This is a genomic window from Nitrospirota bacterium (genome assembly GCA_016212215.1).
Classification (GTDB): Bacteria; Nitrospirota; 9FT-COMBO-42-15; order HDB-SIOI813; family HDB-SIOI813; genus JACRGV01.
Window position 1 is genome coordinate 1 of sequence record JACRGV010000125.1, and the last position, 18,891, is coordinate 18,891.

Consider the following 18,891-nt stretch of genomic DNA (forward strand, 5'->3'; position numbering starts at 1 on the left):
CCCCCCCTTGTTAAGGGGGGGAAAGGTTCTCAATGGCCAACGGCAATCCCCCCCTTTTTTCAAGGGGGGGCATGGGGGGGTGATTTTCGGATGAACTCGCATGAACAGAGGGTTCACAAAGGGCCATGAAAATCAGCGGGACAAGAAAGTCCCGCCTATCCTCGAAGAAATGGATAGGCGGGGTTTTCTTACCCCGCCGGAAGTGATTTTCGGATGAACCAAATTACGTTTAACAAAAATTACGGAGGAAAAAATAAATGTCTACAATAGATCCAAAACAGTATATCGAAAAACAGCGGCAGGACTGGAACAGGGTTGCATCTGCGTGGGAGAAGTGGGACGAGTATCTTGAGGAGAACCTGTCGTACGTCAGTTACAGACTGATAGGAGATTTGAGGCTCAGGCCGGGGCAGGCCGTGCTTGACCTCGGATGCGGCACGGGTAATCCATCAATACTTGTTTCGCGAATAGTAGGGGATAGTGGGTCAGTTGTGGGTGTTGACTTGTCTGAAAACATGCTTGCTGTTGCAAGGAGGAAGGCAGAGGCACTGGGGCTTTCAAACGTAAGGTTCATGGCAGAGGATGTTTCAACACTCCCTTTTGAAAAAGAGTCCTTTGATGCAGTTATTAGCCGGTTCTGTCTTATGTTTTTACCTGACATTCCACAGGCAATGAAAGAGATTATCAGGGTTTTAAGGCCGGGGGGTTATGTTGCAACGGCAGTCTGGTCTATGCCGGATAAAAATCCTTTTATAAGGATAGCAGTCGAAGTCCTGAAACAATTTACAGAGGTTCCTTCTCCTGTCCCTGGACAGCCTGGGATATTCCGGCTCTCCAAACCTGCTGACCTGCTTAATATTATGAAAGATGTCGGTCTTACCGGGGTTGCAGATGAAGAGGTTACAGGTGATTCTATATTCGATTCAGCAGACGAGTATCTTCTTAATATAAAGGATATGGCCGCACCATTAAAACCTCTATTTGCTAAACTATCCGCTGAACAGGCGTCGGATGTTGATTCAAAGATAAAAGAATCAGTGAGCAAGTATAAAGTCGGCGATAAGATTGTTTTGCCGATGGCGTTCAGGATAGTGGTGGGGAGGAAGGCTTTGTAAGGGCTGGGAGCAGAAGTTAGAAGCAAGAAGGAAGATATATAAACCCCACCCTCACCCTGACCCTCTCCCTGAGGGAGAGGGAATAATTGTGCCTGACTCTCTCTGAGAGAGAGGGGATAGTGGTGTCTGATTCTCTCTGAAGGGTAGGGGGCTACGGTTATTCCCTCCCCTTCAAGGGGAGGGTTAGGGTGGGGATGGGGTTATATATATTTATTTAGGCAGATAAATCCGGAATATGCTTCCTTTGCCTATTGCGCTTTCTACTTCTACCTTTCCCTGATGTGCCTCGATGATTGCCTTTACGATTGAGAGGCCGAGGCCGCTGCCGGTTGTCTGTCCTCTGCTTGTATCCACACGATAAAATCTGTCGAATATTTTTGTAATCTCTTCTGAGGGTATACCGATACCGGAATCTTTTACAGTTGTTATAGCCCAGTTAAGGTCTTCACTTAATTCAATATTAATGGATCCGCCTTGACGATTATATTTGATGGCGTTTTCTGCTAAATTGGTAAGGACTTCTGTTATTGACTCCCTGTCGCAACTCACAATGACGCTCCGGTCAGTATAATTCATACTAACCTCCTTATTTGCCGCTGTCGTCTCAAGAAGTCTTAACACATCCTTAATAATATCTCCAAGATTTAGTGTTGAGGGTCTTATCTGCATGGTCTTTGTATCATGCCTTGATATAACCAATATCCTGTTAATAAGGTCGCACATCCTGTTTACGGATTCTCCCACTTTATTTAAGGCATCTCTGTAATCCTTTGCAGTCCTTTCCCTGCTTAGAGTAACATCACAATAACTTTTAATTATTGAGGTAGGGGTTCTAAGCTCATGCGATGCATCGGACAGGAATTGTCTTTGCCTTGCAAATGCACCTTCTATATTTACAAGCATCTTGTTAAAACTAACAGCAAGCGGCTTGAGTTCATTGTCAAGGTCCTTTTCATCAACCCTATCGCTCAGATTTTCTTCAGTAATCTGACCTATCTTTGCGGAAAAGGTTTTTAGAGGACGCAGGGTCCTGCTCGTTATTAATAAGCCCCCAAACCCTGCTATGATAAAGACCATCGGGAGTGTGAAGATAATAATATTCCTGAAATTCTCAAGGATCTCATGAGTATCATCCAGTGCGTCTGCCATTTGTAAGGTTAAGGGACCTATAGAGAAATCCATTGACTGGTAAGTAACACGGAGAGGAATATTTTTGGGGCCTGTAATTGTAGAAAACTGAGGTACTGTTGTGCCTATTAAAGGAGGAAGATTCACATTTGCCAGCCATAAAGAAGGGGATCGTGACAATATCTCACCGGTTGATGATGTAATCTGGTAGTAGTGACCGGATAGTTTCTCAGCATATTCACCCCTCTTTACATTAGCCAGTTCCCAAAGTTCCATCTGCAATTGACCATGAGATTCCTCAATCAGCATGACATCCGCAATGGTCTGAAGAGAGGCCATTAACTGATGGTCTACCTGGGCCAATACAAAACTCCTGAGTTCATAATACAGGAATATCCCCAAGCCGGTAAGGATGAAAGAAAAGATGATTAGAAGCCATGCAAATAGTTTAAGTTTTATGGATTTAAACATAATATTTTGAAATTAACGTTGCCCCCCCTCCCCCTAACCCCCTCCCGTCAAGGGAGGGGGAATTACTATCGCTCCTTCGTATCTCCCCTCCCCTTGCGGGAGGGGATTAAGGGGAGGGGGGGCTTTATGTGCTATCCTTTTAAAATGTACCCCGCGCCCCTGACAGTCTGAATCAGTTTATTATTGGAGTCCTTGTCAATCTTATTTCTAAGGTAGTTTATATAGACATCTACTACGTTTGAGTCCATATCGGTTTCCTCATGGTATATATGCTCTACAATATCTGTACGGCTTAGTACCTTATTTCTATTATATGCAAGATATTCAAGGAGTGCATATTCTTTGGCAGAAAGGGCGATGATATTTCCGGCACGTTTAACTTCGTGGCTGGCAGTATTAATCTCAAGGTCGCTGATATTTATTAATGCTTCTTTGACTGACCCTTTACGGCGCAGGAGTGACCGGACACGTGCAAGCAGTTCAGGAAATGAAAAGGGTTTGGTTAAGTAGTCATCAGCACCTGTATCAAGTCCGGCGATCTTGTCAACGATTGCATCCCTTGCTGTGAGGAGCAGTACAGGCGTTATAATCCCCTTTTGCCTGATTGTTTTCAGGATGGTAAGCCCATCCATTACAGGGAGCATAATATCAAGTATGATAGCATCTGCCGGAAAGTTCTCAGCCATGTACAGCCCTTCCTCACCATCATGAGCTGTTTCTACTATATAGCCATCTTCCTCAAGCCCCTGTTTTACAATAGCCGCCAGGTCCTTTTCATCTTCAACAAGTAAAATACGCATATACTATTCCTTTCCTGCTAAGAAAACCCCATCCCCACCCTACCCCTCCCCTTGAAGTGGAGGGAATAATTGAAATACCTACCCCTCCCCTTGAAGGGAAGGGAATCAACAGAGTTACTTAACCCTACCTTTGAAAGGGAGGGGAAAACAACGCCCCCTCTCCCTCAGGGAGAGGGTCAGGGTGAGGGTGGGATTTTCTGTTATCTTGCCTCTAACTTCTTACTTCTGCTCACTGCTCACTGCTCACTTCTCACTGCTTACTGTCTTTAATACCTCAGCAACGCCCCGATACTCCCTGCCACTTTCAGCTTTGTATTCTCAACAATTGCTGAAATTGCCGCTCCCTTGTCAATGGCACGCTGAATTGTGTAATCAATAAGATGATCAATCTTTTCAAATTCAGCACCGCAGTATGGGCATTTACCCATATCCTGCATTGTAAGGAAATTGCAGGATGTGCATCTGAACCCGGCGGCATTAAAACCGTCTAAGTAAATCAGGCGGTGAACGTTGCCTGCCTGCATCTGGGTAAGTACGTCCTGTAAACCGGCAGCGGCTGAACCGTTCTTGTTTGACCTTGTTATCAATTCTTCCACAAGACCTTCTTCCGAGGTTTTACCGTTTTCTTTTATAATCTCCATCGTCTTTATAAGTATTTCGTCATTGCCTGCATGCATGTCGGCAATAAATGTCCCTGAAATCTTTGCAATGATAGGCTGAGGAAGCATTTTATTAAACGTGATAACAGATTCCTCTGAACCTGCGAGTATAATGTGATTTACCTCACCTAAGTGCAGTAATGCCTCAAGGTGTTTTACAACATCCATCAGGTGAAAATGGACATGGACATCAATGTGCCTCCTGAAACGGTTTTCATCCCTTCCCTGCCATCCGCCTTTTTTATGCTTCCGGGGAATGTCCGGTGTGAAAAGTTCAGAGTACTCGGAAATCTCTCCAAGCTGGATCCTGAATATCCTTGCATGTTCCCTGTCAACTACTGCAACTGCATAGCTGTGATATTGATCGAGTATACCTGCAAGCGGTTTAACATAAGGCGTACGGTCAATGACAGCCTGATTCTTGACAGGAACAGCGAGGTGATAAACCTCCCACAGGTCAGCAGTGGAAGAACTGAATATTGCAATAGACTTTTTAAATTCCGTTTTACCGGACTTGATGTACGTTTCAATCCTCTTAATATCCTCCTGAATGAGTTTCTGATCAGAGCTGTTAAGTTTGTCGGTCTCCTGTTTCAAAAGATTCCTGGCGTTAACAAAATACTCACCCTTTGGATTTGTAACCGGATTAACATTCAGAAAAACACTGGTATACAATTTCCCTTCATCTCTCATGCTGTTCAGGCGATTTAAGTCATCTTTAGTTAACATTGTGATGTCCTCCCCTTAGTTAATGTAATCAAATAATGTAATCACATAATAAAATCACAGCATTTTTAGAAATTCTTCTTCAGTAATGATGCTGACATTTAATTCCCTTGCCTTTACTGCCTTAGAACCGGCATCAGCCCCTTCTACTACAAAATCAGTATTCCTGCTTACACTTGATGATACATGACCTCCGAGGGCCTCAATCTTTTCTTTTGCCTCTTCGCGTGAAAATGACCTGAGTGAACCGGTCAAAACAAATGTTTTATCTTTTAATTTTTCCTCCTTTGTTGTTTGCATTGTCCGGATTGGGGTAAACTTTATTCCTGCATTTTTTAATCTATCTAACTCCTTATTATTATCATCCTGTTTAAAGAATTTAACGATACTCTGAGCGATTTCAGGGCCTATGCCGGCAACTGTCTGCAGTGTCTCTTCATCAGCCTCCATAAGACTTTCAATGCTTCCAAACTTTGATGCTAACAGTTTTCCTGTCTGTTCGCCGACATGCCTTATTCCGAGGGCGAAGACTATTTTCGGAAGTTGCTTTTCCCTGCTTGATTCAATGGCATCAATTATATTTTGTGCTGATTTTTCTGCCATCCTTTCAAGTCCGGCAATTTGCTCTCCGGTTAGATAATATATATCTGAGATATTTTTTACAAGCCCTTTATTGACTAACTGCTCTGTAAGTTTATCGCCGAGTCCTTCAATATCCATTGCCCTCCGTGATGCAAAATGGCGAATCCTCTCTTTCAACTGTGCAGGACAATTGATACCTGTGCACCTGTAATAAACATCCTCCTTTAATACATCCGCACTGCATACAGGACACTTATCAGGCAGATGATATGGTATCTCTTCACCTGTCCTTTTAGATGTTATAACCTTTACAACCTCAGGTATAACATCTCCAGCCCTCTGAATCAGCACCCAGTCTCCTTCACGGACATCTTTCCTGTCAATCTCATCCTGATTATGGAGCGTAGACCTGCTGACCGTTACACCGCCTACCTTTACAGTCTCCATTATTGCTACCGGTGTTAGAATCCCTGTACGGCCTACCTGAGCCTCTATTTTAATTATCTTTGTAGTAGCCTGCCGCGGTTCGAACTTAAATGCAACAGCCCATTTGGGACTCCTTGCGACTGAACCGAGCCTCTCCTGAAGCTCAAGGCTGTTGACCTTAATAACCACGCCGTCAACCTCATAGTCGAGGGAATTGCCTGACTCCCTCTCACCCTGACCCTCTCCCCGTAGGGGAGAGGGGGCTATGATTGTTTCCACTCCCATAATGGGAGATAGTTCTATTCTTCTAATTCCCTCTCCCTCAGGGAGAGGGTTAGGGTGAGGGTGGGGTTCCTTCTCAGTCTCCGCATCCCTTCTCCTCCCAATCTCCTTATACCATTCAATTGCCTCATTTATACTCCTGCACAATTTGTTCAGAGGATTGGTTTTCAGTCCCAGCTTTTTAATTTCCTCTAATATCTCTGTATGTGTATTAAACTTATGACCTGCCATCTCCCCAACACCATAGAAGAAAATATCTAACGGTCTTTTTGCCGTGATGCCTGAATCAAGCTGTCTTAAAGACCCTGCGGCGGAGTTTCTGGGATTTGCAAAAAGGGGTTCTCCGCTCTCCTCACGTATCTTATTCAATTTCTGGAAATCTTTTACCTTAATAAAGACCTCCCCGCGGACCTCCAGTTTTTCCGGGACAGAGGTGTGTATATTCAGGAGATTCAATGGTACTGTCCTGATGGTTTTAATGTTCAGTGTAACATCTTCGCCGGTAAAACCGTCACCACGTGTAGATGCAACCTTAAGTACGCCATTTTCATAAACCAATTCCACTGCCAGACCGTCCATCTTAGGTTCTGCAGCGTACTCTATATCTTCAGATTCTCCAAGATGAAGAAACCTTTTTATTCGCCTGTCAAACTCAAGTGTGTCTTCTTCTGTTTCTGTATTTGAAAGACTTAGAAGGGGTATGGTGTGGGTTACAGAATTAAATTCTTTCAGCGGTGGTGCACCCACCCGCATGGTCGGTGAATCAGGTGTTTTTAAATCAGGGAATTGTTTTTCAAGTTCAATAAGCTCGTGCATGAGCCTGTCATATTCAGAATCAGCGATTTCAGGCGAGTCAAGGACATAGTAAAGGTAGTTGTGATAATTTATCTGTTCTCTGAGTTCAGCAATCCGGTTTACAGCCGCATGTTTATCCATAGTAACCGCTCTCTGTATGCTGGTTCATGTACCTCTTATATAGCACAAGTAGAATAAGACTTCAAAGTATTTTTCCCCTCCACTCTCAAGGGAGATGGAACATAACAAAATACCCTCCCCCTTGAGAGTGGAGGGATAGGGTGGGGGTGAGCCTATGATGATGCTAATGATAAGGTATTGTAATTTACTAACAGCAATGATATTATCTGCCCATATACCTGATAAGTACCTTAAAAAAGGTATTCAATCGAAGGGATTTAATGAACGAATCCTATGAAAATAAATCTTCTCAAACCCCATATATTTTAGTATTTACACTTGATGACCTCCTGTTTGCCCTGCGAACATCCTCTGTTGAAAGAACAATCCGTATGGTTGAGATAACCCCTTTACCTAAGGCACCTGAGATAGTCCTTGGAATTATAAACGTTCAGGGATTAATAGTCCCTGTAGTAAATATCAGAAACCGCTTCCAACTTCCTGATAAGGAATCAGGATTAACTGATTCAATTATTATTGTAAGCACCGGCGTAAGGAAGCTTGGGATCGTTGTGGATACAGTTAAAGATGTCATTGAACTCGATGAATCCAAGATAGTTTCTCCACCGGATATTATTAATGGTATTGAACATGTTGAGGGCATCCTGAAACTTGAAGACGGCATGGTACTGATACATGATATTAATAAGTTTTTGTCATTAGAAGAAGGGTATGCTATTGATAAAGCAATAGTGAATAGTGAATAGTGAAGACAGGTTTTACCATTCACCATTTACTATTAACCATTCACTAATAAAAGGATTAGCTGATGCCGTTGATTTCCCCTGACATTCTTTCACGATTAAGTGAATTTATTACATCAGCAACAGGTCTTAGCTTTACCGAGACTCAACTGCCTGAGCTTGAGAGGAGGATGGGGACTGCAACTGTTGAGTTTGGTTTTAATAATACAGAAGCCTTTATTTCATGGCTCCTGTCAACCACACTGACAAAGAAAAATATAGAAACCCTTGCAAGCCACCTTACTGTTGGAGAGACATATTTTTTCAGGGACAGCATGAGTTTTAAGGTGTTGGAAGAGACTATACTGCCCCAAATAATACATGAGAAATTAAATGCTAAACATGGGAATGAAAAACACCTGAGGATTTGGAGTGCCGGATGTAGTACAGGTGAAGAGCCTTATTCAATAGCAATACTACTTAACAGGACGATACCGGATATTAAAAACTGGAATATAACAATACTCGCAACTGATATAAATACTAAATTTATTAATAGGGCATCTGAAGGGATATACGGCGAATGGTCATTTCGTGAGACCCCTGACTGGATTAAAGAAAGATATTTTAGGAACAAGGCCGGAGGGAAGTATGAGATATTACCATTTATTAAGAAGATGGTAACCTTTTCATATCTTAATCTTGCGGATGATATATACCCATCCCTGCTGAATAATACAAATGCCATGGACCTGATATTTTCCCGCAATGTACTTATGTACCTGACTGATGAATGTTCAGGGAAGGTAATCAATGGATTTGCAAACTCATTAGTTGAGGGCGGGTTTTTGTTTTCCAGCCCAACAGACCCGGTCAGGACATTATCAGCAAGATTCACTACGATTAATTTTCCAGAGGTGATTCTTTACAAGAAAGGAGTCAGGGTAAAGGCTGAGGGTGGGCAGGGAGCAGAAGCAAGAAGTCAGAAGTTAGAAGTAAGATATGATGAGTCAGAAGCAAGAAGTAAGAAGTCAGAAGTCAGATATGATGAGTCAGAAGAAAGAAGTAAGAAGTCAGAAGCAAGAAGTAAGATGGTAGAAGAAATAAAAACGGAGGAAATTTCCCTCCCCTTCAAGGGGAGGGGTAGGGTGGGGATGGTTTTAGAAGAAGCCTCCTCCCTTTTCAAATCCGGCCAATACTCAGAAGCGATTAATGAACTATGCAAGCTCATATCTCATGAATATGACAACCCTGAGGCATATCCTTTAATTATACGGGCTTATGCAAATCAGGGCATGCTTGATGAGGCATTAGTGTGGTGTAAAAAGGCGGTATCGGAAGAGGTAGTGAACCCGGCATATCATTATCTGACAGCCACGGTACTTTTGGAGAAGGGCAGGACTGAGGAGGCTGTAAGGTCATTAAAGAATGCTCTCTACCTTGACCCAAGGTTTGTGATTCCATACTTTCTGCTTGGAAACATAATGCTGATTAAAGGAAATATTAAATCCGCAAATAAGTATTTTAAAAATGCCTCAGACCTGTCATCATCATTAAACCCGGATGAAGTGCTTCCGGAGTCTGATGGAATGACGGCGGGGAGGATGGTGGAGATTGTTGGGGCATTGGTACAGTGAATAGTGGTTAGTGGTTAGTCAGAGGTAAGAAGTTAGAAGTAAGAAAACTTAGATACCCCACCCTCACCCTGACCCTCTCCCTGAGGGAGAGGGAATATAAGAGGAACTGATGCTCCCTGAGGGAGAGGGAATATAAGAGGAACTAACGCTCCCTGAGGGAGAGGGTACTAAGTTAATTCCCTCCCCTTCAAGGGGAGGGTTAGGGTGGGGATGGGGTTAATAACGCATGCCAACAATAAACTGGACTGAAATATACAATCGTCTTGAAGCAGTAAATAAAGCCATTGAGAGCGGATTCAGCCAATCAGGAGAGGAACGGGCTGTCATCCTTAAAAAGAGGGCTGAGGCCCTTGCAAGGGAGTCTGAGGAAAAGACTGCAGAAGGTGAATATATTGAGGTTGTTGAATTTGTGCTGGCTTATGAAAGATATGCAATTCAGACAAGCTATGTACGGGAGATTATTGTACTGAACGAGCTTATCAGAATACCCTGCACGCCCTTGTTTACAGCAGGGATAATCAATCTCAGGGGAGAGATAATCTCTGTGATAGATTTAAAGAGATTTTTTGACCTCCCTGCCAAAGGGATCTCTTACCTGAATAAGGTTATAATACTTCATAATGAAGAAATGGAGTTTGGGATACTTGCAGACTCAATCACAGGTGTCCGTAATCTGAATATGAATGAAATTGAACCAAAATTGCCCACACTGACAGGGATTAGAGAAGAATATCTAAAAGGCATTACAAGAGATCAGGTTGTGTTTATTGATGCAGAGAAACTCTTAACTGATAAAAAGATGATCATAGATGAAACGGTATGAAGAGAGGTAGGAAGTTAGAAGTTAGATACCCCACCCTCACCCTAACCCTCTCCCTGAGGGAGAGGGAATATAAGAGGTGCTGACGCTCCCTGAGGGAGAGGGTGCTAAGTTAATTCCCTCTCCTTCAAGAGGATGTGGTTATGTAGTTCAAATATTCCCTCCCCTTCAAGAGGATGTGGTTAGGTAGTTCAAATATTCCCTCCCCTTCAAGGGGAGGGTTAGGGTGGGGATGGGGTTTATTTTCGTATGAATTCAAACTTAGGAGGAATGATATATGAAGTGGTTTATTGATCTCTCCACACGCACCAAGCTGTTATTGAGTTTTGGACTCGGCATTATCTTGTTGATCGTAGTCATCATGTTTTCAATAAAAGGTATTGCAAGGGTTGAAGACCGGGAGAAGGAGACAGTTAAACATGAGTTCGCAAATACTACCGACCTACTGACTCTCATGTCTTATGAAAATGAGGTCAGGGTCGGTTTGCTTTCAATGATGGCGGTTAATGATGAAACCGGAAGGGGAAAATGGCATCAACTCATAAAGGAACGCTCCAGTCAGATCGGGAAGTTGATGTACAGGCTTACAGAAAGAAATAAGGACACACCGGAAGACCAGAGTATGCTTAATGAATTAAGCGACATTAGGGGTGCATTCACACAGACAAGGGATAATGAGATTGTCCCTCTGATATATGATAAGAAGATTGATCAGGCAAGGAGACTTGCTATGGGGATTCAGGCTGAACGATATGAAAAGATGAAGGCTATTACAACAGAACTCCTGAAAATGGAAAATGAAAGGGTAAAACTGCATTTATCTGAATCAGAACAGGAGACAGCAAGGACAAAGAGTATCTTTTACACAGCCGGTGTTATAGCAATCGTTGCAAGCATTATCATGGTATTTTTCTGGAACAGTATAATCGCAAGGCCGTTAAAAGAGTTATCAGAAACGGCTGAAAAGGTCTCTTCCGGTGACCTTACTGTAAGTTTTCCCCTTAATGGAAGACTTGATGAGGTTGGTGTTTTAATGCGCATCTTCCGTACAATGATAGAGCGGATGCAGAGACAAACAAGGGATATCTCAGAATCAGTCAGCGTCCTTGCATCCTCATCTAATGAGATTGCGTCAACAACTGCACAGCTTGCAGCAGGTACTGAACAGACTGCCATAGCTGTCACAGAGACCACCACTACAGTGGAAGAGGTTAAACAGACAGTTAATATGGCATCTGAGAAGGCAAAGAATGTTTCAGCAGTTGCACAGAATGCAGTACAGTTTTCTCAAAACGGCATGAGACTTGTGGGCGAGACTATAGATGGGATCAACAATATTAAATCCCAGATGGACTATATTGCTGAGACTATTGTTAAACTCAGTGAACACAGTCAGGCCATTGGAGAGATTATTGCTGCGGTGGATGATATAGCGGAACAGTCCAATCTCCTTGCAGTAAATGCCGCTATTGAGGCAACAAAGGTGGGGGAATACGGCAAGGGTTTTATTGTTGTTGCACAGGAGATAAAGAGCCTTGCAGAGCAGTCCAAACAGGCTACCAGACAGGTAAGGATAATACTTAATGATATACAGAAATCAAACACAGCCGCGGTGATGGCTACAGAGAAGGGGGCTAAGGCTGTGGAGGCTGTGGTCAAGCAATCCTCCAACACAGGCAATGCAATACAGGAACTTTCAAAAGGTATTACTGAAGCCTCACAATCTGCTATACAAATAGCCGCATCAAGCCAACAGCAGTTGATAGGCATGGACCAGGTAGCACTTGCAATGAATAACATCAAACAGGCAACAACACAGAACGCCGCAAGCACAAGACAGGTCGAATTGACAATGCGCACACTGCAGGAGGTCGGGCAGAGATTGAAGACGCTAGTGGATTATTACAGGGTGAGTTGAAGAAAGTGGATAGTGGTTAGTGGATAGAAGTAAGAAGTAAGAAACAAGAAGAAAGAAGCAAGAAGAAAGAAAACAGAAACCCCACCCTCACCCTAACCCTCTCCCTGAGGGAGAGGGAAATAAGAGGAACCGGCGCTCCCTGAGGGAGAGGGAATATAAGAGGTGCTGACGCTCCCTGAGGGAGAGGGAATAGAGGGGGAGCCTTGTTATTCCCTCCCCTTCGAGAGGGTTAGGTTTTTCAAATAATTCCCTCCCCTTCAAGGGGAGGGTTAGGGTGGGGATGGGGTTTATTTATTCATGAACAAGCGTGAAGAAGAGTTCCATAAGCGGTTGTTGGTTACCTTCAGGGGGGAGGCACAGGAGCATCTGAGGGCTATATCCAATGGCCTGCTTGGGCTTGAGACCCCCAAGCCGAGGGAAGAAGAAGCAGGGGTGCTTGAAACCATATTCCGTGCATGTCACACGCTCAAAGGGGCCGCAAGGGCTGTCAATTTAACAGATATTGAGTCCATCTGTCAGTCGCTGGAGGACATTTTTGATGACTGGAGACATGAGGGTATTAAGAGGTCTTCAGAAACGTTTAACTCATTACATAAGGCACTTGAATCAATGAACCGCCGGTTGTCCTCTATGAAAGCAGATGGGACATTGATAGGTGAAGAAGAATTATCCAGGGTTGCAGCGGGGTTGTCAGTGCTTGTGAAGATGCCGCCGATACCGGAGAGTGCGGAGGGCGGAAAACCCCACCCTCACCTTTATCCTCTCCCTGAGGGAGAGGATAATTCCCTCCCATTCAAGGGGAGGGTTAGGGTGGGGATGGGGTCACTCTCCCACGACACCATCAAAATCTCCACCGCAAAACTCAATGCCCTTCTCCACAAATCAGAAGAGATGCTGGCGATTAAGCGCACTGAGGGCCAGCGCTATTCAGAGGTTAATGATATTTACAATACATTTGATGCGTTTAAAAGAAAGATGTCTGCTATTTCACCAATAGAAGATACTGAAACTTCAGAATATGTAGTATTACAACTGAAGTCAATAAAAAACAAACTCTCAGCATTGAAAAAATCCGCCCGGCAGGCAGATGTAATATTTACCAGGGCAGTAGACAATCTCATTGATGAATCCAAGAAGGCAATGATGCAGTCGTTCTCTGAGATTACAGAGGGGTTTCCGTTACTTGTAAGGTCTGTCTCGCATGAACAGGGGAAAGAGGTTATCCTAAAGATTCAGGGAGAAGATGTTGAAGTGGACAGGAGGATACTTGCAGAGATTAAAGACCCGTTAATCCATATTATAAGAAACTGTATTGACCATGGAATTGAATATCCCGCAGTAAGGGAGGCAAACAACAAAGATAGAACAGGTACTATTTCAATTAATATATCACTTAAGGAGAACAGTAAGGTTGAGATTATTATTTCTGATAACGGTAAAGGTATTGATATTGAGAAGATTAAGGGAACGTCCATTAAAAATGGACTAATCTCAAGGGAGACTGCTGAAAGTCTGAATGATGAAGATGCATTATCCTTTATCTTTCATTCAGGGTTTTCAACCTCTCCGTTGATTACCTCAATATCAGGCAGGGGGCTTGGTCTCGCTATTGTACGAGAGAAGATAGATAATCTCAGCGGGACTGTAACAGTAAAATCTGAGTTAAATTCCGGTACTGCATTTTCAATAATAATCCCTGTTACTCTTGCCACATTCCGGGGGATTCTGATACGTGTTAATGACCAAGTATTTATTGTCCATTCAAATAATGTTTTAAAGGTAATGATGATAAAAAAGGATGAAATAAAGACAGTAGAAAACAGGGAGTGCATAGTGTATAATAGCCGACCTGTATCGTATGTACGGCTTAAAGATATACTTCAGATTGATACGGGAAAAAGTATCCGGCCCAAGTCGGAATACGTTACAGTCTTGATATTAAAAGGTATGGATATAAATATTGCGGCCGGTGTTGATGAGATAATTGAAGAGTCAGAGGTATTGGTTAAAAATCTCGGAACACAGCTTGTACGTGTAAGAAATGTCTCAGTCGCCGCAATCATGGGGACAGGCAGGACTGTTCCGGTTCTCAATGTTAGTGACCTGATAAGGACTGCCTTAAAAAATGCTGTAAGTGCACTGCCGGTATATCCTGTAATGACAACAGAGGTTGAAACAGAAAAGTTGTCAATCCTTGTTGCAGAGGATTCGATAACATCCCGAATCCTGTTAAAAAATATCCTTGAATCCGCAGGATATAATGTCAGGACAGCAGTAGATGGTGTTGATGCCATAACAATGCTCAAGACAGAGGATTTTGACCTTGTAGTATCCGATATTGAAATGCCCCGCATGGATGGATTCGGCCTCTGCTCAAAGATACGCAGTGATAAAAAACTTGCTGAACTTCCTGTAGTATTAGTAACAGCCCTCGAGACAAGAGAAGACCGTGAAAAAGGCATCAGCGTTGGGGCTAATGCATATATAGTGAAGAGCAGTTTTGATCAGAGTAATTTGATTGAAGTGATTAGAAGGCTGATATAAGGCAGTGGATAGTGAATAGTGAATGGAAGAAAGGCGAACCCCACCCTCACCCTAACCCTCTCCCTGAGGGAGAGGGAATATAAGGTGACTGACGTTCTCCCTGAGGGAGAGGGAATATAAGGTGACTGAGGTGCTCCCTGAGGGAGAGGGTGCTAAGTTTATTCCCTCCCCTTCAGAAGAGGGTTAGGTTCTTCAAATAATTCCCTCCCTTTCAAGGGGAGGGTTAGGGTGGGGATGGGGTTAACAAAGGAGAACATCTTGCCGGAACAACACAAAAAAATAAACGTACTGATTGTGGAAGACTCGGCTGTGGTGCGGGAATATTTAAAACATATACTGGAATCTGACCCGAAATTGCATGTAATGGGGATGGCTGAAGACGGTGAAGAGGCTGTTAATTTTGTTAGCGATAACAAACCGGATGTAATCACTATGGATGTTAATATGCCCGACATGAACGGTCTTGCAGCAACCAGAAAGATTATGGAGATAAATCCGGTTCCCATAATCATTGTAAGCGCCAGTTTCAGCCATCGGGATGTTGAAAGGTCATTTAAGGCCATACAGGCAGGTGCCATTGCAGTTGTGGAGAAACCTCCGGGGCCCGGTAATCCCAGATACGAACATACCGCGAGTGAACTGATACAGACTGTGAAACTTATGTCTGAGGTAAAGGTTGTAAAAAGGTGGAACAAAAGTAAGATAATATCAACCTTAGTATCCACGGCGAAACCCCACCCTCACCCTAACCCTCTCCCTGAGGGAGAGGGAATAGAAGGGGATCCTTGTTATTCCCTCCCCTTCAAGGGGAGGGATAGGGTGGGGATGGGGTCATCTCCAGTTCCTCATAACGACATCAAGCTCATTGCCATCGGTGCCTCTACCGGCGGGCCGCCGGTGCTTCTAAGAGTACTTTCCGGACTTCATGCAGGATTTCCTGTTCCAATACTTATTGTCCAGCACATTGCAATGGGTTTTCTCAGAGGTTTAGTTGAATGGCTGGGAAACAATATTGAACTTCCCGTAGTTATTGCTTCAGATGGAGAGCGTATAAAACCGGGAACAATATATTTTGCCCCTGAGGACCTTCATCTGGGTGTAGATAAGGGAAAAAGGATTTCCTTGAGTGATGCCTCTCCGGAAAACGGCATAAGGCCGTCAGTATCTTATCTCTTCCGTTCTGCATTTAATGCTTATGGAGGAAGTGCCGCAGGCATACTGCTTACAGGGATGGGAAGGGATGGGGCTGAAGAGCTTTGTCTGATGAGATACAGCGGGGCATTAACTATTGCTCAGGATAAAGAAAGCTCTGTTGTGCATGGGATGCCCGGCGAGGCAATAAGGCTCGGCGGGGCTGCACAAGTGCTTCCGCCGGAGAGGATAGCGGCGTTGCTGGAGAAGATTGGGAGAGAGGCGTGATTAAAGCCCAACCCAAACCCCACCCTCACCCTAACCCTCTCCCTGAGGGAGAGGGAATATAGGGAGGGGCTTCTTTGTAATTCCCTCCCCTTCTAAGGAGAGGGTTAGGTTTTTCAAATAATTCCCTCCCCTTCAAGGGGAGGGTTAGGGTGGGGATGGGGTTATATGGAGATGAAATACAGGGCATTAATAATCTACAGGAAAGGGATACTGAAATGGACGATAAAAATTATATCTTAATCGTTGAAGACAGCCCTACGCAGGCACAGCAGGTGGAAACAATTCTTTGTTTTCTTGATCATCCCTGCAAGACAGCCGGTAGTGCAAAGGAGGCGCTTGAATTCATAAAAAAACAAAAGCCGCTGATTGTTGTTGCAGATATACTGATGCCTGAGATGGATGGTTATGAACTCTGCCGCAGGATTAAAGGAAATTTTGAAACCAGACATATCCCGGTTGTCCTCCTTACACGTCTTTCTGAGCCAAGGGATATAATCAAAGGACTTGAGTGCGGGGCTGATGATTTTATTATAAAACCATATAATGAAGAGATTATTCTGACACGAATACAGACTGTACTCTCTCTCAGACAAAAACAGGAGGCTGCTTCTAAACAGGAAAATATACTTATTGTTGAAGATAGCCCCACACAGGCAGAGCAGATAAAGTTTTTACTCGAAGAAGAAGGCTATTCAGTATTAACAGCCTCAAACGGGGCAGAGGGGTTTGAGATTGCAAAAGAGGTAGGACCTTCACTTATTATCTCTGACATTATTATGCCGGTTATGGACGGTTTTGAATTGGCCAATAAGATTAAAAATGATGACGCCCTGAAAAATACACCAATAATTTTTTTAACATCATTACAGGACAGTAAGCTTTTAGTGCAAAAGGTCTCTGTTGTAGCTGATGGTTTCTTTACCAAGCCTTTTGACGAAAACTATCTCTTATCCAAGATCCAGTTTCTTATCGCTGCTTCACAGCACAGGCTTGAAGACATGCAATTAAAGGGTATTGAGATAAACTTCTGGGGGGAATGGTTTGTAATAAATGCCGGTTTCAGGCAGGTAGTAAATTTTCTCCTCTCAACTTATGAAGGAGCCATCCGCCAGAACAGTGACCTTGTATATATGCAGAGGGAACTGCAACAGCTAAATCAACAGCTTGAGTCAAAGGTTCTGGAACGTACAGAGAAACTCAAATCCTCAGAAGAAAATTTCAGGGCACTTGCGGAGAATTCAGGAGACGGCATCTTAATAGCCAAAGCACCGGATGTTTTTATATATGCTAATCATCGTATGTCTGTTTTAACCGGATACAGTGAATCTGAACTGATGAATATGCCATGTAAGGATATTATTATTCCTGCTGATGCAGATAAAATATCTGCGAAATGCAAAAAGATGATGATGACAGGGAAACCCTTCTCTGAGCAGTTTGAGACATCTATCCTTTCAAAAGATAACATAGAAATACCCATAGAGATAACTACATCAGGGACTATCTGGGAGGGTGAGCCTGCTATTATGATATTCTTCCGGGATGTTACAGATCGAAAGAAGAGAGTTGAAGATATTATAAGAAAGGACAAGCTTGAATCAGTAGGTGTCCTTGCCGGCGGCATTGCACATGACTTTAACAACCTCCTTACCGGTATCCTCGGCAATATCTCAATGGTACTGATGGAGATCGTAAATGATAAAAAGAATTACAGCCTGTTGGCTGATGCTGAAAAGGCAACATTAAGGGCAAGGGATTTGACATGGCAGTTGTTAACTTTTTCCAAAGGCGGGGCACCCTTAAAAGAGGCATCTTATATTAATGAACTCATTGAAGAATCCGCCATGTTTGCATTAAGGGGTTCAAAGATAATTTGTAATTTCTCATTGCATGATGATCTGCGGCTTGTTGAAGTGGATAAGGGACAATTCAGCCAGGTCATCAATAATCTTGTTTTAAATGCAAAACAGGCGATGATTAATGGCGGGACTTTATCTATATCTGCGGAAAATACAGAGGTCAGGGTTACAGACAACCTTCCGTTAGATCCGGGCAGATATGTAAAGATTAGTGTTAAAGATACAGGGACAGGTATACCTAAAGATATTCTCCCCATGATATTTGACCCTTATTTCACAACCAAGGTAGGCGGATCCGGTCTCGGGCTTGCATCTGTATATTCAATAGTAAAAAATCATGAGGGTTACATTACTGTTGAGTCAAATCCTGGTGAAGGAACAGTATTCTATATATATCTTCCTGTATCTTTACAGAAAGCCCCTGTTGTAAAACATGCGGAAGAACAGTTCCTGCATGGAACAGGCAGGGTTTTGATTATGGATGATGAGGAGATTATCAGAGAGCTTACAGAAGAGATGCTGAAGAAACTTGGGTATGACGTAGTATCCGCAAAAGACGGGCGTGAAGCAATAGAGCTATATAAAAATGCTATGCATACAGGCTCACCATTTAGTGCAGTAATAATGGATCTGACAGTCCCCGGAGGAATGGGCGGCGCTGTTGCTATAAAGAAACTCATAGAAGAAGACCCTTCAGTTAAAGCCATAGTCTCAAGCGGTTATTCAAATGACATAATGATTGCTGAGTATAAGAAATACGGTTTCAGCGGCTTCATAGTAAAACCATACCGCTTCTCAGACCTAAGCAGGGTAGTGCATGAGGTGATTACCGGAATAAGAGTATAAT

12 protein-coding genes are annotated in these 18,891 nt (G+C 43.3%); 8 read left to right on the plus strand and 4 right to left on the minus strand.

What is annotated here, in order from left to right; all coding sequences use genetic code 11:
* Positions 1–257 precede the first annotated feature (257 nt).
* Positions 258–1,115 carry a class I SAM-dependent methyltransferase gene (locus HZA08_11235; GenBank protein ID MBI5193995.1) on the plus strand — a complete coding sequence of 286 codons (858 nt, stop codon included), beginning with the start codon at positions 258–260 and terminating at the stop codon, positions 1,113–1,115.
* A 210-nt stretch (positions 1,116–1,325) separates the two neighbouring features.
* On the opposite strand, the gene HZA08_11240 is transcribed toward HZA08_11235, so the two are convergent.
* The 4 genes from HZA08_11240 to ligA form a co-directional block, all read right to left on the minus strand.
* Positions 1,326–2,714, minus strand: coding sequence for a HAMP domain-containing protein (locus tag HZA08_11240; GenBank protein MBI5193996.1), 1,389 nt, complete (start codon positions 2,712–2,714; stop codon positions 1,326–1,328).
* 131 nt (positions 2,715–2,845) lie between these two features.
* On the minus strand, positions 2,846–3,514 hold the full coding sequence (locus tag HZA08_11245) for a response regulator transcription factor (protein MBI5193997.1): 669 nt from the start codon (positions 3,512–3,514) through the stop codon (positions 2,846–2,848).
* Positions 3,515–3,780: 266 nt separating this feature from the next.
* Positions 3,781–4,902 (minus strand): hypothetical protein, encoded by a 1,122-nt coding sequence (locus tag HZA08_11250; GenBank protein MBI5193998.1) that lies wholly within the window; start codon positions 4,900–4,902, stop codon positions 3,781–3,783.
* 54 nt (positions 4,903–4,956) lie between these two features.
* Positions 4,957–7,125 (minus strand): NAD-dependent DNA ligase LigA, encoded by a 2,169-nt coding sequence (ligA, locus tag HZA08_11255; GenBank protein ID MBI5193999.1) that lies wholly within the window; start codon positions 7,123–7,125, stop codon positions 4,957–4,959.
* A gap of 260 nt (positions 7,126–7,385) precedes the next feature.
* On the opposite strand from ligA, the gene HZA08_11260 reads away from it, so the two are divergent.
* The 7 genes from HZA08_11260 (at position 7,386) to HZA08_11290 (ending at position 18,890) form a co-directional block, all read left to right on the plus strand.
* Positions 7,386–7,871, plus strand: coding sequence for a purine-binding chemotaxis protein CheW (locus HZA08_11260; protein ID MBI5194000.1), 486 nt, complete (start codon positions 7,386–7,388; stop codon positions 7,869–7,871).
* A 62-nt stretch (positions 7,872–7,933) separates the two neighbouring features.
* Entirely contained in the window at positions 7,934–9,484 is a 1,551-nt protein-coding gene (locus HZA08_11265; GenBank protein MBI5194001.1) for a chemotaxis protein CheR, read from the plus strand.
* Positions 9,485–9,710: 226 nt separating this feature from the next.
* Positions 9,711–10,307, plus strand: a complete 597-nt coding sequence (locus HZA08_11270) for a purine-binding chemotaxis protein CheW (GenBank protein MBI5194002.1) — start codon at positions 9,711–9,713, stop codon at positions 10,305–10,307.
* 274 nt (positions 10,308–10,581) lie between these two features.
* Complete coding sequence (locus HZA08_11275; protein ID MBI5194003.1) at positions 10,582–12,222, plus strand: methyl-accepting chemotaxis protein; 1,641 nt, start codon at positions 10,582–10,584, stop codon at positions 12,220–12,222.
* A 297-nt stretch (positions 12,223–12,519) separates the two neighbouring features.
* Positions 12,520–14,766, plus strand: coding sequence for a response regulator (locus HZA08_11280; GenBank protein ID MBI5194004.1), 2,247 nt, complete (start codon positions 12,520–12,522; stop codon positions 14,764–14,766).
* Positions 14,767–15,000: 234 nt separating this feature from the next.
* The gene (gene cheB / locus HZA08_11285) at positions 15,001–16,185 is read left to right on the plus strand and encodes a chemotaxis-specific protein-glutamate methyltransferase CheB (GenBank protein ID MBI5194005.1); all 1,185 of its coding nucleotides are present in this window, start codon (positions 15,001–15,003) and stop codon (positions 16,183–16,185) included.
* Between the two features lie 155 nt (positions 16,186–16,340).
* On the plus strand, positions 16,341–18,890 hold the full coding sequence (locus HZA08_11290) for a response regulator (GenBank protein MBI5194006.1): 2,550 nt from the start codon (positions 16,341–16,343) through the stop codon (positions 18,888–18,890).
* The last annotated feature ends 1 nt before the right edge of the window (position 18,891 follow it).

Bases quoted from the DNA above. Each gene is read 5' to 3' on its own strand.
- HZA08_11235 (MBI5193995.1), top strand. From the start codon at position 258: ATGTCTACAATAGATCCAAAACAGTATATCGAAAAACAGCGGCAGGAC.
- HZA08_11240 (MBI5193996.1), bottom strand. From the start codon at position 2,714: ATGTTTAAATCCATAAAACTTAAACTATTTGCATGGCTTCTAATCATC.
- HZA08_11245 (MBI5193997.1), bottom strand. From the start codon at position 3,514: ATGCGTATTTTACTTGTTGAAGATGAAAAGGACCTGGCGGCTATTGTA.
- HZA08_11250 (MBI5193998.1), bottom strand. From the start codon at position 4,902: ATGTTAACTAAAGATGACTTAAATCGCCTGAACAGCATGAGAGATGAA.
- ligA (MBI5193999.1), bottom strand. From the start codon at position 7,125: ATGGATAAACATGCGGCTGTAAACCGGATTGCTGAACTCAGAGAACAG.
- HZA08_11260 (MBI5194000.1), top strand. From the start codon at position 7,386: ATGAACGAATCCTATGAAAATAAATCTTCTCAAACCCCATATATTTTA.
- HZA08_11265 (MBI5194001.1), top strand. From the start codon at position 7,934: ATGCCGTTGATTTCCCCTGACATTCTTTCACGATTAAGTGAATTTATT.
- HZA08_11270 (MBI5194002.1), top strand. From the start codon at position 9,711: ATGCCAACAATAAACTGGACTGAAATATACAATCGTCTTGAAGCAGTA.
- HZA08_11275 (MBI5194003.1), top strand. From the start codon at position 10,582: ATGAAGTGGTTTATTGATCTCTCCACACGCACCAAGCTGTTATTGAGT.
- HZA08_11280 (MBI5194004.1), top strand. From the start codon at position 12,520: ATGAACAAGCGTGAAGAAGAGTTCCATAAGCGGTTGTTGGTTACCTTC.
- cheB (MBI5194005.1), top strand. From the start codon at position 15,001: ATGGGGTTAACAAAGGAGAACATCTTGCCGGAACAACACAAAAAAATA.
- HZA08_11290 (MBI5194006.1), top strand. From the start codon at position 16,341: ATGGGGTTATATGGAGATGAAATACAGGGCATTAATAATCTACAGGAA.